Consider the following 18637-nt stretch of genomic DNA (forward strand, 5'->3'; position numbering starts at 1 on the left):
TCCTTAATTACCTTGAAGTCTTTTCTTCTTTAACATCTAGCGAAAGATAGTGTTTTGATAGAGTGTTAAACAGAACTTACGGTTCGATATTAGAAAAATAAGGTTCATTGAATGCTCGATGTGAACTTAACTTAAAAGAAGATGATTTACGCAATAGGGTTGTTGGTAGTGCTGCAAATGTCAGCGTGATACGTCGCTTTACTTTGAACCTAGTACGTTTACAGTCGAAGAAATATAGTGTTGGGGCTGAAGCCAAACCAAGCGTGTCAGAGCGACACAGTTCGTATTGAACCCTTATTGGGTTGAAAAGCGTTCCACGCTGGCTGTCGCCCTGATGCTGATAACTGCGACGATAAATTGATACCGAGCAAAACGATAATTTTATATCTGTTTTAATCCAATATTGATTGAATAATATCAAATGCTTTTTCTATTTTTTGGGTAGGAATAATGCCAAATCCAAATAAGAGGGCATTAGAATGATTGTTGATAGAAAAATGCGATGATGGGTAAACCGCTACATTTGATGAAGCAAATTTATTCATCATTTGTGTCGCGCATCCCGATACTTCAGCTGCTATATGCAATCCACCTTGGCTTGGAATACGTTGTAAGCAATCTATGTTGTCAATTAATTGAGTTAGCTTATTATACCTTTCGCTGTAGATTTTATTCATATTGAGTAAATGGTGAGAGAAATGACCGTCACGCATGAATTCGTCAAGTAGGATTTGAGACACTACAGATGTACTTCTTCCCAAGTGCCATAACATATTTGAAATTGGCTCTATTAAAGACTTTGGCGGAATCATATAGCCAATGCGTATGCCGGGAAATAGTATTTTAGAGAAACTGCCTATCATAACGACGCAGTCATTTTTGTCTTGTGACTTGAGAGCTTTCTTACTGGTATTGAGATAGTGATATTCCGAATCATAATCATCTTCGATAATGATTGCGTTATTAACTTCTGCCCATCTCAGCAGTTCTAACTTCCTGTCAGCTGAGTAGCTAAAGCCTAAAGGGAACTGATGACTAGGCGTTGTATAAATAATTTTGGCATTAGAAGGGATTGATTCAACGACAACACCTTGGTCGTCCATCGGCACGGAGCCTATTTGCGCGCCAAGTAATCGAGCTTGATTTCGAAAAACAGGATATCCTGGATCTTCCGTCGACACGAGATCCCCGGGAGAGAGTAATGTAAGGAGAGTCGTCATTATTGCCTGCTGGCACCCTTGAGTAATGATGATGTCTTCAGGGTCACAGATTACGCCTCTCGAGTGTCTCACATACTCGCAGATAGACTCTCGTAAACAAGCTAACCCTTGCAAATCACCGCCATGTGCAAACTCTGGAGTTAATGCATTGAGCCTACTCAGTCTTGAGTGTCGCCAAATATGCTTTGCTATTCTCTGATGATCAGGAACGCCTAAAGTGAAGTCATAGTCTAGATTCTTTGGTGCGATGATCTCTGGCTTCTTCGCTGCGTTAGTGCCAAACACCCCTAGTTGGTAGTGTTTTATTGGTCTCTTATCTTGATTCACCGTTTGTTCTAGAGCATTACTTACGTACGTGCCAGACCCTGCCTTTTTTACTATCCACCCCTCGAACTGAAGTCGCTCATACACCGAAATGACAGTGTTTCTTGCTATGCCTAACTTTTTCGACAGCATGCGGGTTGACGGTAATCTCTCATTTGATCGTAATCTGCCTTCTAATATCCCTTGGTATATCTCGGAATAAAGCTGTTGGCTGGTGACTTTTCCAGTTTCGAAGTGTAGTGAAAATGGCATCGTTTTCTCTGTAGACGTTGAAAAGTGGTTCTAAAGCGTTGTGAGGATGTGGATCTGTATATACCAAGTATATCTACCTAGTATACCGTTATCGTGATATGGAGAAAGCGTAATGAGTACACTATTTCCCCATTTTGGAAACGGATGTTACTTACATTCGTATCTAACCGGCCTACCTATCAACGGTGATCAGGTTTAGACCTGTTTATATCGCACTAAAAATTTGAAGACACAGTGTTATTCATCGAGGGTTAACGATTGGAGTTCTTCAAGTCAGGATTACTTTTATATAAAAAGTTAAAAGCCTTGGAATAAACTAGAAATTAATTATAAGTTAAAATTAAAAAATTGAGGGTTCAATGAAGTTAAACAATGCCTTGCTGGCCATTTTATCGCTCACTTCTTTCGTCACGTTTGCGAAAACGGAGTTAACGGTTAGCAGTCAATTAAAGAGCGTAGTTGATGATTGCGCTAAAGGATTAATAAACGAATACGACATTCCGGGGTTGGCTGTTGCAGTAACGATTGATGGCAAGCGTTATTTTTACAATTACGGTTTTGCTGACGAAAGTAAGGGGAGTTTAGTCACCAACGACACAATTTTTGAACTCGGTTCTATCAGTAAAACTTTTGCCGCTACTTTGACTGGGTATGCCCAAGAAAAAGGTAAGCTAGACATAGATGACAAGGTCAAAGATTATATTCCAGAATTAGAGAATAGTGCTCTGGGTAATACCAAGCTAGTTCATGTCGCCACCTACACTGCGGGTGGTCTACCATTGCAATTTCCTAGCGAAGTAACGAACGACGCTGAAATGATGCAGTACTACAAAACGTGGAAACCGGAGTACGAAGCCGGTACTAAGAGGAAGTACTCAAACCCTAGTATTGGTCTATTTGGCTACATCGGTGCCTTGAGTATGAAGTCAGACTATACGGAAATGATGGAAACCGTCATCCTGCCTGAGCTCGGTATGACCAATACCTTTGTCGATGTACCAAAGGATAAGCTTAATAACTATGCTTTTGGTTATAGTTCTGAGGGAAACCCCGTTAGAGTTAATCCAGGTATTCTTGATGCGCAAGCCTATGGTATTAAATCAACGAGCTCAGATATGCTTCAATATATCGAAGCAAATATGGGGCAAGCGCAACTGAATAATGATATGGAGAATGCGCTAGAGCAAACTCACATTAAGTATTTTAATACCGATACATTTACGCAAGCAGTAGGGTGGGAAGGTTATGATTATCCCGTCTCACTTTCACAATTATTGAAAGGTAACTCCAGCGACGTAATTCTCAACGCTAAACCGGTTCAAGCAAGTGAATCCGGTACTCTCGGTCGAGACATTTGGTATAACAAAACGGGCTCAACAGGTGGCTTTGGGGCATATGTCGCGTATGTACCCTCTGAAAAAATAGGCATAGTGATTCTAGCGAATAAAAACTACCCTAATGCCGAAAGAGTAGAGGCTGCTTACCATATTATTAGCTCAGTGGTGAAGTGAATTTTAGTGGTAATAGGCACTACGTAATTATTAGAGCTTATTTAGATACATACTATCTGCAGTGTTTTATTCGATAGTATTTATAGGAGTATTCATGAAAACTAAGCATTGGTCTAAGGTGACTTTGCTACATGAAGTTGTTACGAACCCAAATATAACGATTAAAGGTAAACATAGTTATTACAGTGATTGTTGGGACGCCGGTTTTGAAGAGTCTGTTGTAAGATATCTACAAGGCGATGAGTTCAGCCGAGATTGGGAACCAAAATGGAAGATTGATAAGTTACATATAGGTGATTTTGTCTGTATTGCAGCGGAAGTTGTGATTGTTATGGGGGGAAACAGTACACATAGAGCTGATTGGTTCTCCTTGTACCCATTTATGGACTTTATTGAAGAAGCGTACGTCGGGAAAGGAGATACTCATATTGGCGATGGCGCCTGGCTCGGTATGCGATCCATGATAATGCCGGGTGTGACTATCGGAGAAGGAGCAATCGTTGCGGCAAACAGTGTGGTGACGAAAGATGTTGAGCCTTACAGCATGGTTGCGGGTTCACCAGCTAAGCATGTCAAATATCGCTTTTCTCGAGAGACGATAGACGAACTGCTTGCTCTTAGGATATATGATTGGCCTGATAAGAAAATCGACAGCCTGAAGAGATTTTTATGTTCAGACGATTTAGAAGGGCTGAGAAAGGCAAGCGCTGAATATGATAGAAACCATTCAGTATCATGACAACGTCACCATTTAAAAAATCAGAAAGAGGCCATTGTTGGGCCTCTTTGTATTAAATATCTAACCAATACAATGAGTAATCATTTTATTCTTTTATTGATTTTTTATGTGAATATGATAATGGCGCGTACCACTTGCGTTCAAGAACAAGAGGACAACGTGTTTGGTAAAGGGGAAACCGATGGAATATCGGGAAACTATAATTATAAAGAGCCGCATGTAGCGGCTCTTTTTGATCATGAAATTGGTTAGTGGCGACAGACTACGAAGCGCTCAGAGGGTTACGAGGACTCGCTTCAGATAAATGAAGAAAGAGCGAATCGAAGTGGCTGTTGTTACCTATTTGACTGCTCATACCGTTGCCATTCCGCTGTTAACTCTGCTTTTTCTTTTCTCGCTGCAATCAGCATTTCTATATTTACGTCAGTGTTTGGGTGCCTTTGAATGTATCGTTCGTAATCAACCGGAACACCATTGATGTGCAGTTCAAGATGTAAATGCGGCCCTGTTGTTCTTCCTGTGTTACCCGTTTTCCCTATCACTTGTCCTCGGCTGATCTTCTCACCAACATGGACGTTGCGCTGAGATAAGTGTAGGTAGCGTGATACAGAGCCATTTGTGTGGCGGATATTAATGTAGTTGCCTGCAAAACGGTTGTAGCGGGACTTTAAAACGATGCCATCAGCAATACTACGAATCGGTGTACCTACAGGTGTGGCATAATCAGTGCCTAAGTGCGGAGTCGTTATATTGGTCACTGGGTGTGTTCGCTTTAAGTCATAGTCAGAGCTCACTCTGTAGTTTTTATCAAAGGGTGAAGAAAACATGAACTGATTATTTATCGACACACCATGCTCATCAAATACGTTACCGTGACCATCATTGATAATAAATAAACCAGTTTTACTGCCTAAATAGTAAAAAGAACTAATGTAAGTTTCATTTTTACTATTTAATTTAGTTCTTAAGATAAAGTTATCACCTCTTTTAATAGAGTCAATAATATTAAACTTGCTTTTGATAAGTGCTAATAGCAAGTTGATCTCTTTTTGACTCACTCCTGATTTTAATAATGAAGCGACAAAAGAGTATTCAACAACACCGATAGTGATTTTTTGCCTACGAGTATTCTTTTTAATTGGTGGCTGCACATTCTCACTTTCGAATTCTAAAGGCTTGATGGTAGGTAGCCTATCCACAGGAGTGAGGAAGTAGTGAGAAAGCGATACGCTAATCAATATGATTAACGCAGTAGTGATAAGGGCTACGGTAGGAGCTTGCACACTCCTTTTTATTATTAAAATAGTCATTAGTTTTGTTGGTTTATCAATACTGACAGTTGTGCGTAGAGTATAATATTTTAAATAAAAACTAGCATTAAAGCATGAGTAATTCCTCTGTTTTAACTAAGTTAATAATTATAGGATGTAAAAATAATTTTAATAATTCAGTCAAAGTGACGGTTGGCTTGGTGTTTATGCCTATTTTGTTGGTGTTAATGTCACGTTGAGAAAATATTTTTCAATAATATAATCTCGGGAAAATATATTTTGCCAAATTACTATGTTCGCTAAAAATACGCTGAAATTAACATTAGGTCTTACGCTTACATCTCTTTTATTGAGTGCATGTGGTGGTGGTGATGGAGGAGACAACACACCTCCAGCTAGAAGCAAAGGAAGCATTTCCGGTATGGTGTTTGACGCCCCAGTCAATGGCGCCAAGATTGAGGTTTTCGAGTTCAAAAATGGAAACTTAGGTCGGAAGTTGGCTAACACTACGTCTGATGCCTTCGGAAACTATCTGCTAGAGTTTGAATCGTCGTCAATGCCTCTTTTTGTTGTTGCAAAAGAGGGGAGTTATACCGATCCGTTTACAAATGAAACGGTATCTGTGAGTAATGCGAAGACACTTAAATTTGAAGGTGTTGTGAACTTTAAAGAGGGGAGTGAGCAAAAGTTAATGCTTACTCCGCTGTCGAACTTGGCAGCAGGCTTGGCAAAGTACAAAATTTCTCAGGGGGCCACAGATAAGAGTGCCTTTTCAACCGCTTTGGATAGTATCAATAGCATGTATGGGTTTGACGTAAATGAGACCAAACCTATTGATATAACCAAAGGTGGGCAAAGCAGTTTTGCTAGTGCTGGGCATCAATACGGCGCTTTATTAACTGCATACTCGTCTTACTCTTACGATCTTATAAAAAAATACGGCAACAGCGATAACGTCTACACTTCAATGCATTTCGCCGACATCCAATATCGGGATGTTATTGCAGATGGTGTTCTTGATGGTCTTGAAGTGAGCAAGACTTCAGGAGCAGTGACTCCCCTCAGCTTTGGACAGAAAAAGATAAACAGCGACGTTTACACACGTGACTTATCTCAGCACGTTTTGATCGTGGTAAACGACCCAAGTATCAATATTTCAGGTACTGATGCTGCCGACTATGTCGACTTTAGTAAGAAGCTTAATGACTTAGGTACATATGGCAGTACAGATGGCGTCATTCCTCCGCGAGATGGGACGGAGATTGATACCACAGCGCCTATCGTGACACGCATTGACCGTGATGTACTTGCTGGCACCGATAAAGTTGATCTAAAAATTGTTGATGATATCGGTGTAGAAGACGTATCCGCCTTTATTCAGTATCAGATTAATGGCTCTTGGTCTGGTGAATTTCAATGTAACGACATACAAGATTTTGGAAGCACATTCTGTTCGGTTGAATTTGATGATTTTGAAGTTGGCCTTCGAGAGACCAACGTTAAAGTTAACATTAATACCAAAGAGATCGATAGTGTAGATATGAACCCTGCCACAGGGCTCTCAAACGTAACAGCAGCACGGTTAGTCTTATATACAGCGGATGTACTGGGTAATGAGTTAACTCCAGGCAGCCATTCGGGTCTTCATATCAACTTTGAATGGGATAACGATGCGCCTGTTATCGATATTACATCGGCGAGTGCAATTAATAACCAACTTAAAGAATACGTTCTGAAAGGGGTTGTAAAAGAAAGCTCGCAAGAGATTAGTTCTGTCAGTATTTCATTTAAAGATGGCTTACATGAGGGCGTCACATGTTCTCCTGTCACTGTAGAGTCTGGAAATGCTTGTGAGTTTAGTAAGGCTTACCCAACTGATGAATTCCTATCTACGACGGTCTTTGAGGTTCGAGCGAAGGATAGCAAAGGCAATACGGGCTCTGCGCAGCATGCAGTAAGTCGTGACGATCAAGCGCCAGCACAGACGATAACCTATCCTGAAGGTACGTCAATGACGTACGTAAATGTGGGTTTAGATGGTGAACGAACCACTTACGATGGTATCTACTCTCAAGATACGTACACCCCAGACAATGTTCAAGCAAGCCGCGATTTCCTGAAGATTGACTATGCGTACGCAAGTTTAGGGATTCAGAGCTCATTAAAAGGGATAGATTTTAGTAACTTCAACGCTAATTTATTGAAAGAGAATAAAATCCCTTATGTTCGTGTGAAAGTATCAGACGTAAATACCGATACGGTTTTAGGCTCCAACGCTAATAAGCTAAAGCTCGTCGTCAAGTACTACGTAAGCCAAAACAACGATAACAACTACTCACTTCAGCAAGTTATTGACACAACCGCATCAGATGACGATTACATCGCAAAAATTCCGCACGAAACGCTGTTAGATAGCAATGGGCGAGTAGAGGATGTCATCTATTACATTCCTTTTGTAAGAGATATTTTGGGTGACAGCTTTAAATCGGTATCAGAAAACAGTAGTCAAAAGTTAGTCATTCAAACCGTCGATGAGTCTGATAACGAAAGCACTCCAAGAGAAGTATATTTTAGAAGTAGCTTTGACCTACCAACCATAAAAGTGGTGACACCATTTATTGGTGCGCGAGCTCAACTTGAAGGGTTGAGCCCAAGTGGTGAATTCACTTCACTTGCAAGTTGTACCACTATCCAGCAACTGGAAAGTGACCAGTCTATGGCTCTTGACGTAGCGAGCTGTGAAACCACAACTGACGTAGTGAATTATGATTTCATGCGTGTTCGTTTAATTGGTATCGAAGGTAGTGAGCCATACTATTACCAATGGAAAAGAGATCCAGGGACCAAGAAAGTAACGGTTGACTTAAACAAGGCCAATATTGGTGTGTATTTTAAGCTCAAAGGTTCTCAAACTTACTATATTACTGAACTATCGACATATCAGACTGGTTTGTTTGATTTCCAGTGGGATCAAGTGACAGCGGGAGAGAAAACTTCAGAACGTGCGATTCAAATTCTTGATGAGGTGCGCTACGCGTTATCAGGTACGAATAACAACTCATTCTTTGGGTTTGACCCAACGGTTGTGTCTTATGCAACCAATGAAATGCTTACGACTAAAGCGATTCCAGACAAGCCATCAAATGACTATCTACACCGATTCCTTGTTGAAGCAATTGATAGTATTGCCGAGAGAATGCCAAGAAATAACTCATTAGATTTTGCATCTGCTATTTACGATGATTTTAGCTACGATGGAAAAGCAAATGGTATAGGGGCCGGAGGAAGTCAAGTTACGCTCGATTCTTACACGTTTGGCGCTGAAACTTACCGAAAAGATCTGGCGCAATCCTATTATGAAATCATGGCGAGCAAATACGGTATTGAGACCAATATCGCGCAGCTCTATGCTGATGATATTTCGATGGCTAATCCTGACTTAAATGGTAAGAACATTTTTGATACAGAGGGTAGCAGTATCGATACCTTGCCTCCGCAGCCAAAATTAACCATTGAAAGCGGTAGAGAGACGATGGTTGGTAATAGGCTTTATATCGCTGGCGAGGTTGTTTCTAAAATTGTCCTAGACGATCCTTCTGGTATTGTAGGAACCGACGCTTACGGTCCGAAGTTTAGCACGATGTGGTATCAAGCCAATGAGCCAAATATTGAAATACCACTGGACATCAACATCGTAGAAAACTCAGGCAACAGCAATGCTTATCGAAAAGAGTACTTCTTCACCCTTAACTCCCAGTCTAGTGAACTAAAAGACATTATAGAGTTTGCCGTGGAGACCAGTGCTATGGACCCACATGGCAATGCGTATGGTTATAATGGTAAATCTCCGTTTATAGAATCGGTGTTTATTGATAACGATTTCCCTAAGGCCAGTTACCTTCCACCCAATGATGTCGATGGTAAACCTGTAGAAAACGGTATTTATTTAAATGCGAACAATACTCATGAATTAACCTTCAAGGTTGAGGATATTGTTGGTGATAAGCTTGCCTCGAGGGGCCTTGTTTTCTACCAGCAAACCGGTGAAAAAGTAACATACACACCAGAAAACTTTGCAAGTAACTCGAAAGACGCGTTTAAAGTCAAACTATGTACGGGAGAGATTTGTTCAAATCAAGGCTCTACGATTTATCCTGGTGATGGAGATTGGTTAGTTGTTGCCGCAGCAGAGGACAACTTAGGTAACTCCGTTTCAGAGTTAACTAGCACCGCTCCGAGATTCAATATTCGTATCGACTCTGAAGCTCCTATTGTAAAAAGTGAGCAGGTTCAAAGCCGTTTAGGTGGTAATAACCAATGGACACCTGTCATTGATTGGGGGACGTTAAGCTCTGGCAATAACGTAAAAATAGATTTGCGCCGCGGATCTGGTCAGGCTCTGACATTAGAAAGCTGTGACCCTCTAACAGAGGAGTGTGACGTACCATACCTAGTTGGTGAACAGCCTGACGTCAAAGTCCAACTGGTTTCAAAAGCATTTGATTACGATGAATGGAATGAGTTTTACGTCACTGCGACGGACAACGCTTACCCTGCCAATGTTAGTACAACAGGGAAATTTACCTTCCAAGTCGATAACAAAGGCCCTGAAATCATCCTAAACACGCCTTGGGTTGAAGACACATTGTCCAAAGAGAACTATGTCATAGGGCGTGAGTTCAACGTGCGATTTAAATCCGTAATAGACGATTCAGACCTTGAGCAAGTCTCGCTGTATCAAAGTGGTAAAGATTCGCCAATTAAGACAATTGTGCCAACGGATTCATCTAAAGAGTTTGTCATGTCTCTTATCAAGAGTGACACAGATAAAATAGACATTTCTGAAGATGAAAAAACAACGTCATTGTATGTAAAAGCAACCGATATTTATGGTTTTGAGTCTAGTTCTAACACGCACAAGGTTATTCTTGATCGTGATGGGCCAACATTAGGCTTAAGTGGTTTCAATGCGAATGACTACTACTTAGGTAACTATGTCTTTGACCTAACGGCGCTAGACCTAAATGCAAACGGTGATGTTTCAATTAATGGCGTAAATCGAGAAAGCCTAGAGTATTGGACGTTTAGCGATCTGGAACCATTACCTGGCTCTCCCGGTACAAAAATCAATGAGGATCTCAAAGTGAGCCTTGGTGATTTAGGTACGGGTACACACAAGGTTCGTTTAAAAGGGTCTGATGTTCGTGGCAACACAACCTTAACCAGTGATGAGCAAGATTTTACCGTCAAAGTGTACAACTCAATCCCGCAGGTGACGCTGGCGATGAGTTACACGGATGGAACGCCAATTACAAACAACACCATCTATCAAGATGGAAATATCGTACTGACGCTTGATATTGTTGATGATAGTGGCGTTGATCGAATTGACTCAACTTATAGATTCTCTGGAGAGCAAAACGGGACTAACTTTACGTTCTCAGAAACCGCAGATGGCACTTGGACTGCAACGTTGCTTTCTACACAAATTGCCAAAGATGGTAATTATGAACTTGATATCAAAGTTTATAACAAAGTTCGTTACCTTGATGAAAAAGACCGAAAGGTTGGAAAAGTAAACCAAACCTTTAGCGTACAGCGTGAAGGCGTGGTTCTAACAGTTGAAAGCCCGCTGGACTTCCAAAATTATTTATCTGATGGTGTTCTTGATGTCACCTTTACTACATTGAGTGCGGTCAAAGCCAAAACGTTAGAGTGTTGGGTTCGTGAAGAATACAACTCTCTAGATGCGCCACCAACTAATGAGCAACCAACTTCTGGTGTTATCAACGTATCGCAAGAACCTTACAGTTGTAGTGTCAATGTTGGGCAAAACATGACCAAAGCACCTGTTACTTTGATCACTAAAACCTTGGGTACAAATGGGCGTGAAACGATCAACAAGTTCAATTTCTCGATGGTGGATATTGATGCACCGACAGTCGTAGATGGTAACTCATACAGTTTTAAAGGAAGTGATGTTTGGTTTGATGAAGCTTTGAAGAAGAAGATGCTCACATTTGAGCTCTCTTTCAATGATGCTTTATCAGGCGTGAATACCGAAAGTTCAGATGAATATCCAAAGTTGGTTCGTAATCTTGGCAACAAAGCTTATACACCAACGACTTGTGCCAAAGGTGTTGGAAATATCAAGTGTACGTATTCTGAATCCTATGCCGATATTATTGATGGCCTGAGTACAACTCAAGAATACAAAATCAAGAACTTATCTGATTTAGCAGGAAACTTGACGCCAGAGCACGATCTACTGCTTGAATTACCTAAAGGTTCGGTAGTCGTTGAAATTACTGATCCGGTTGGAAACACAACCATTAATGGTCAGCAGCTTGTCGCCAAATTCAGAATTAAGCTGTATGAAAACTCTAGACTAGACAATGTGATGGCCAGGTTTGGAACGGAATCCTACAACTATAAAGATAATCCGGAGAAGTTTGCACAATTAGAGGTGTGTGCAGATGACCCAACCTACAAGTGTTCAACATTTACAAGTGAACTTCCTAGCGATGCGGATGGAAAAACGATCAGGACAACGATTACCGCAACGGATGTGTGGTCGAGAGTCGGTGAAGCGACCGTTGATATTAAAGTTGACAACACACCTCCAAGTGTTGGCGATGAGATTATCGTAACCGAATCGCCAACAAATCCTGATAATGTTCGTTTTCGTTTTGACATAACGGACACTGGTAGCAGCCTGGCAACAGTAAACTACTCGGTTTTAAACCCGAGTTATCAAGAAGAAAGAGTAGAGGATGGGAATGGTTCATCTACGTACTTTGAACTACCGAAATCTCAGTTAGAGGGGCGTGGTTCAATCACAGTAGACATCAAAGCGACAGATAGCGTCGGACTGTATTCTGATATCAGAAAAGTCATTGATATTAGTGTTCCTAAAGTCACAGTTGATTTCGATGGAATTACGAGTTTGCAGGGTGGGAAACTGTTTTTAACCAAGGCAAGCCAGCCGTTTACGGTATCTACGGTGGAAGGAGAAAGAGTGAAAGCTTCACAATATTCTGTGGAGCTTATTCCAAGCCTCGGTGATTCCTTGCGTTACTCAGGTGATGTTATCTCATCTAGTGGTAATGGAATGATGAACTTTGCCGTCGATAACCAAGGGTCATATACCCTTAAGGTGACGGTGACGGACTCAGTTGGAAGAGAGAATACAAGCTTTGAATTACTAGGCAAAAGTTATGATGGAAAGGTTATCGAATCTATTGTTGATTATGACGCTCCAAGTATTTCGGGCTTAAGTGCTAATCAAACCTCTAAGGTGCCGACAAACGATAAGTATCAACTAGAAATTAGTGCATACATTACAGATAAAAATTTAAATCTCGTCACGTCAAAAGCGGTGAGTGGTGGTAGCACAGTGGTTCCTCAAGCGATTACTGAGCCGACAACCGAAGCGGGGCCTTATGTCATCAGCTATTTGTTACCGAAAGGCGATCATACGATCACGGTGGCAGCAACAGACAAGGTGGATAACAAGAGTGAAAGTTCTATTGATGCGCATGTGGAAGCGGCAACCGTTCCCGGGCTAAGTATCTCTACCGCCTCAAGCGCCCCTCTTTTTGGAGGCGAAGAGATTACGCTTGCGTTTAACTTTACAGAAGAAGTTACGAACTTTGATATCTCAGATGTCCATCTTGTCGCTAGTGATAGCGGTGCAACAGGAACGTTAAAACAAGATACTTGGTCGACTTCAGATAATATTACGTGGACGGTTAACTATGTCAGCCCAGAAAAACAAGATAAAAACATAACAATACAGGTAGAGGATGATAGCTACCAAAGTACCAACACCATTCCTGGAAAGGGAAGCAGTTTAAGTATCGCGGTTGAAGGAACCTTACCAAAACTAACCAATGTGACATTTAACCCCGAGCATCAGAGCGTGGGGCAAAGCGTGAGTGTCTCGCTTGAGTTTGATAAAGAGCTCCAAGAGGCGACCGCTACGCTTGGCGGCAATCGCATTAGTTCTCTATCAGCAACGGTAGATAAAAAGGTCTGGGTTGGTGATGTACAAGTTCCGAGCACCGCGCTGTTAAGTGTCGACTTGGTTGTTAGTCAGTTTAAAGATTTGACTGGCAACATAGGTGAGGATAACACCGCTCACGAATTGCCGATCACGCCAACCTTAGCTATTACGCCAGTGGGCAATGTGGATGAAACGCATGCCACCAAGCTACAATTCGAAGGTACGTCGACACGTTTTGATGGCCAGTCCCTGCGTCTTGAAGTGAAAGCCCAAGGCAGCGCGACGGTACTAAAAAGCAGCAGCGCGACAGTACAAGCCGGTGGCACTTGGACCAGTGACGCGATTGATATGAGTCATCAAACCAATGGCACTTATACCGTGATGGTGACGGGGACGAACTCAGCGGGTATTGAAGTGAGTGAAAGCCAGAGCTTTACACTGGCGCAATCTCTGCCAACACTGACTAACGTGACGTTTACGCCTGAGCACCAAGCCATCGGCCAAAGCGTGACGGTGACGCTGGAATTCGATAAAGATCTGCAATCCGCCGCAGCGGAGTTAGGTGGCACGACGATCACTTCATTAGTGGCAACCGCGGACCCAAGTGTTTGGACTGGTGATGTGGTGGTACCAAGCACGTCAGAGCTGAATGTGACGTTGCTTGTTCGTGACTACCAAGACTTCTCAGGGAATACCGGTAGCCAGAACACGGCTTACTCCATGCCGATCACGCCAACTTTAGCTATTACGCCAGTGGGTAATGTGGATGAAGCGCATGCCGCCACGCTACAATTTGAAGGTACGTCGACACGTTTTGATGGTCAGTCCCTGCGTCTTGAAGTGAAAGCCCAAGGCGGCGCGACGGTATTGAAAAGCAGCAGCGCAACGGTACAAGCCGGTGGCACTTGGACCAGTGACGCGCTTGATATGAGTCATCAAACCAATGGCACTTACATCGTGATGGTGACGGGGACGAACTCAGCGGGCATTGAAGTGAGTGAAAGTCAGAGCTTTACACTGGCGCAATCTCTGCCAACGCTGACTAACGTGACGTTTACGCCTGAGCACCAAGCCATCGGCCAAAGCGTGACGGTAACGCTGGAATTCGATAAAGATCTGCAGTCCGCCGCGGCGGAGTTAGGTGGCACGACGATCACCTCATTAGTGGCAACCGCGGACCCAAGCGTTTGGACTGGTGATGTGGTGGTACCAAGTACGTCGGAGCTCAATGTGGCGTTGCTTGTTCGTGACTACCAAGACTTATCAGGGAATACCGGTAGCCAGAGCACGGCTTACTCCATGCCGATCACGCCGACCTTAGCTATCACGCCGGTGGGCAGTGTGGATGAAACGCTTGCCGCCACGCTACAATTCGAAGGCACGTCGACACGTTTTGACGGCCAGTCCCTGCGTCTTGAAGTGAAAGCCCAAGGCAGCGCGACGGTACTAAAAAGCAGCAGTGCAACGGTACAAGCTGGTGGCACTTGGGTCAGTGACGCAATGGATATGAGTCACCAAACCAATGGCACTTATACTGTGATGGTGACGGGGACGAACTCAGCGGGCATTGAAGTGAGTGAAAGCCAGAGCTTTACACTGGCGCAGTCTCTGCCAACGCTGACTAACGTGACGTTTACGCCTGAGCACCAAGCCATCGGCCAAAGCGTGACGGTAACGCTAGAATTCGATAAAGATCTGCAATCCGCCGCAGCGGAGTTAGGTGGCACGACGATCACCTCGTTAGTGGCAACCGCGGACCCAAGTGTTTGGACTGGTGATGTAGTGGTACCAGACTCGTCAGAGCTGAATGTGGCGTTACTAGTTCGTGACTACCAAGACTTATCAGGAAACACCGGTAGCCAGAACACGGTTTACTCCATGCCGATCACGCCGACCTTAGCCATCACGCCAGTGGGCAATGTGGATGAAACGCATGCCGCCACGCTACAATTCGAAGGCACGTCGACACGTTTTGACGGTCAGTCCCTGCGTCTTGAAGTAAAGGCCCAAGGCAGCGCGACGGTATTGAAAAGCAGCAGTGCGACGGTACAAGCCGGTGGCAATTGGACCAGTGACGCGATTGATATGAGTCACCAAACCAACGGCACTTACACCGTGATGGTGACGGGGACGAACTCAGCGGGCATTGAAGTGAGTGAAAGCCAGAGCTTTACACTGGCGCAGTCTCTGCCAACGCTGACTAACGTGACGTTTACGCCTGAGCACCAAGCCATCGGCCAAAGCGTGACGGTGACGCTGGAATTCGATAAAGATCTGCAATCCGCCGCAGCGGAGTTAGGTGGCACGACGATCACTTCATTAGTGGCAACCGCGGACCCAAGTGTTTGGACTGGTGATGTGGTGGTACCAAGCACGTCAGAGCTCAATGTGACGTTGCTTGTTCGTGACTACCAAGACTTATCAGGGAATACCGGTAGTCAGAACACGGCTTACTCCATGCCAATTACACCGACAATACACCTAGACGTTATCAACGATGTTACTGGAGTGGAAAGCGTGACAGTAAGTGGTAGCAGTGAACGGTTTGAAGATGGTGAGTTCATAGATATCAAAGCAGTCGACGCTGATGGTACAGAAGCCACAGGCATGGCAACCGTGCTTTCAGACTCATGGACAACTGATTTAGATCTTTCAGGACTGAAGGAGGGGGGAGTGACGATTTATGTAAATGGTACCAACAAGCTTTCCGCCTCTGCCGAAGAGGCTCAAGCAACATTTAACTATGATCGTTTCGCAAGTACAGCCTCCTTAGGTGCTGTTTACAACCGATATTTTAGTGATAACAAAACTTTAAAAAATGCGGCATAAATAAAGCGAGCGTTTAGCTCGCTTTATTTCTTTGGGACTTTTTGTGATATTTATCAAAATAATTGCCTTTATTGATAAGTTACTCGAATTAATGAATCGTCTTAATACAAGGCTGAATAACTATAATAACTAGGCCAATGTTGCTTTTAGGTGTGTATGACGTGATTGTGATGGTCGCTCGGCAGGAGCTGTGGTGAATGTGTCGCGTTGAAAATCTTTTTAAATATTATATATTTACGCTCGTTACTATACTCTGAGTATAGTGTTCTGCATGAGGTCGATGGGTAATACCTCACCTCTTTAACTCGCGATGAAGCAAATTTAATCCTAGCAAACTTCAGAGCAGTTACTTTTGTGAGTGCGTAATGCGCTCACCTTTTTATTTAAACTTCCTCAGTAACAGTCAATTTGTTGTTTGTTGCTGAGGAGGGCACCTCATAAACTTCTGAATTTCCTCGTGCTTACCTGAAGCACACGTTACTACGATTTTTGTTAACTTCAGTCCATAAATTAAATTTTTTTAGATAGTAAGATTTTACCATTTTGACAGAGTGGGTGATGTTACTGGCTTTTATTGTGGTCAAATCGCATGTTTTAATAGTAAAAATCACCATTTTTTTGGTGTTTTTGATTTCGGGCGATTTTTCTATCTCGTTGAAAATAAATGGCTAAGTAAGTAGGATACGCAGACCAAATCGTACTTGTAAGCCTTATCAGCTTAAATGTCACCGCAACCATATTTACGATGTTGGTTGTGGAGAATTCAAATGCATTTAGTTTGCAAATTTATACCTAGCTCGAAGCTATCCTCCAGCGAGCTATCTTATGTTCTTACACCAGACGAGTGTATAGGGCAGCTTTCGCGTTTGCGAAATTCAGATGACATCCTTAGAAACCTCCCTAAAGAGTTTGCGCAAAAGATTTCTCTTTCTTCTAAAAAAACGACCAGCGGATTGCTAGCAGCGATCAGAGCCGAACTTGGCAAAGGCAGTTGGGTCTCATTATCTTCCTTTGTTCGTAGGTCACCGTTAACGGACTCTCAGTTACAAAGCTTCCCTAGACTTAAAACACTCGTTGACTCTTTATCTGCTTCGAATGAAAGCAAAGTTTTTAAAGCGGGCTACAAGCAGGTTACTGACGATGTTGCTTTGGTCCGTAGTTACACGCATGTACCTTCTGAGCCAAGCCCAGATCAAAAAATCGTTGTTGAGTTTGCAGGGCAGTGGTCTAGTAATGCAGCATGTTTGATGTTGGGAAAAACCGAAGCTCAAAAAGAAAAAGTGACTGTAGGCAAGGCCGATACAGAAAACAAACACCGCAGCCTCGCGACGTTTAAAGATCTCGAAGCTGAGGGCAAAACGCTCTATATCAAAATCCCTTGTTCCGACCAACCTCAGCCAATCTTGCTTAAACTCGCCGAAGACCTGCAACCCGTTGATAAAGAAACTCAGATGGATGAGTGGGACAACGTGTTGGTGCCGGTAGTTCCAGTTCATAAGAGTGATTCAGGGTATGTATCTATTGATCGCGGTTATATTTATGTCGTTTGGCAATCAGAAGTTTGGCGAGAAATCCAAGTTCAAAACGACGGACGCTTTTCTGATGTCGATCTATCGCTCTACCAAAGCACTAAGTCCTCGCCTCAAAGATCGGTCGATATCAGCTTATATGATGAAGACTCCGAAGCATTTCTGTCAGGGGAAGCGTTTCAACTGTACCAAGACGGTAAAAAAGTCTATGAGGGCGTGTTGGACGAATACGCTTGCGCCCGTGTTTTTGGTCTTACTGCAGAAGAAGTTGAGGTAGTGGTCGCTGGTTGGCCTAACGAAGGCGAAACATACACAGAATTACTTCAAACCGAATTGAGTCCATTTAAGGCTGGAAGTAAAACAAAGAGAGAGCCGCTTGGTGTTCCTTTGCCTCATATTTGGCTTCCATACAAAATAAACGGTAGCGTACAAAGTGATGTTGCTCTCTACTATTCTCGGACTCAACTCAATACTCAGCAACTCAATGAATTAAAGAGTGGGAATAATGAAAAAGCGGTTGAAGTAGACCTCTGTGATTATTCTTCTGCTCACAACTTTGATGCGAGCTCCGAACCTGTGATTTCGTTGCCGAATTTGGATACTCAAGCGCCAAGCAAATCAGATTACAATGCCGTCAGTCAAAAAGAGCAGGGTGTTGCTGCCGTTGTTGTTAACTCCCCAAGCGAAGGCGTCGTAATTACTTATAAAAGTAATCCCCAATGCGATCAACCAGATGATTATTTCCAACTGACGTGTGTTGATGAAACATGGAGCCAAAAGATTTTTTTGCGCGAGGCTGAGTTTGTGGATCAGTACTGCAAAGAAGTCGTGTTTAGTGGTTGGTTACCAGAAGTTAAAAGGGTCAATCTAACCCGTCATTGCCGATCTCATAACTCAGATAAAACGGTCTTAATGTCAGTAATTTATCAAGACATTGAACTCACGGAACTATTATAA

6 protein-coding genes are annotated in these 18637 nt (G+C 42.9%); 4 read left to right on the top strand and 2 right to left on the bottom strand.

The features are described from left to right. Window positions 1–392: 392 nt before the first annotated feature. Window positions 393–1796 carry a PLP-dependent aminotransferase family protein gene (locus R7Q11_RS01860; RefSeq protein WP_054574689.1) on the bottom strand — a complete coding sequence of 468 codons (1404 nt, stop codon included), beginning with the start codon at window positions 1794–1796 and terminating at the stop codon, window positions 393–395. 359 nt (window positions 1797–2155) lie between these two features. Here R7Q11_RS01860 and ampC point away from each other — a divergent pair, with 359 nt between their 5' ends. Beyond that, entirely contained in the window at window positions 2156–3307 is a 1152-nt protein-coding gene (gene ampC / locus R7Q11_RS01865) for a class C beta-lactamase (RefSeq protein ID WP_225466136.1), read from the top strand. Between the two features lie 94 nt (window positions 3308–3401). After that, the gene (locus R7Q11_RS01870; RefSeq protein WP_017635780.1) at window positions 3402–4046 is read left to right on the top strand and encodes a CatB-related O-acetyltransferase; all 645 of its coding nucleotides are present in this window, start codon (window positions 3402–3404) and stop codon (window positions 4044–4046) included. A gap of 335 nt (window positions 4047–4381) precedes the next feature. Here the strand turns inward: R7Q11_RS01870 and R7Q11_RS01875 are convergent, their stop codons facing one another. Next, the gene (locus R7Q11_RS01875) at window positions 4382–5356 is read right to left on the bottom strand and encodes a peptidoglycan DD-metalloendopeptidase family protein (RefSeq protein ID WP_167416132.1); all 975 of its coding nucleotides are present in this window, start codon (window positions 5354–5356) and stop codon (window positions 4382–4384) included. Window positions 5357–5609: 253 nt separating this feature from the next. Between R7Q11_RS01875 and R7Q11_RS01880 the strand changes: the two genes are divergently transcribed. Continuing rightward, window positions 5610–16151, top strand: a complete 10542-nt coding sequence (locus R7Q11_RS01880) for a tandem large repeat (protein ID WP_225466137.1) — start codon at window positions 5610–5612, stop codon at window positions 16149–16151. Window positions 16152–16918: 767 nt separating this feature from the next. Next, window positions 16919–18637, top strand: coding sequence for a hypothetical protein (locus tag R7Q11_RS01885; protein WP_225466138.1), 1719 nt, complete (start codon window positions 16919–16921; stop codon window positions 18635–18637).

The sequence above is a fragment of the Vibrio sp. 970 genome (genome assembly GCF_033339075.1).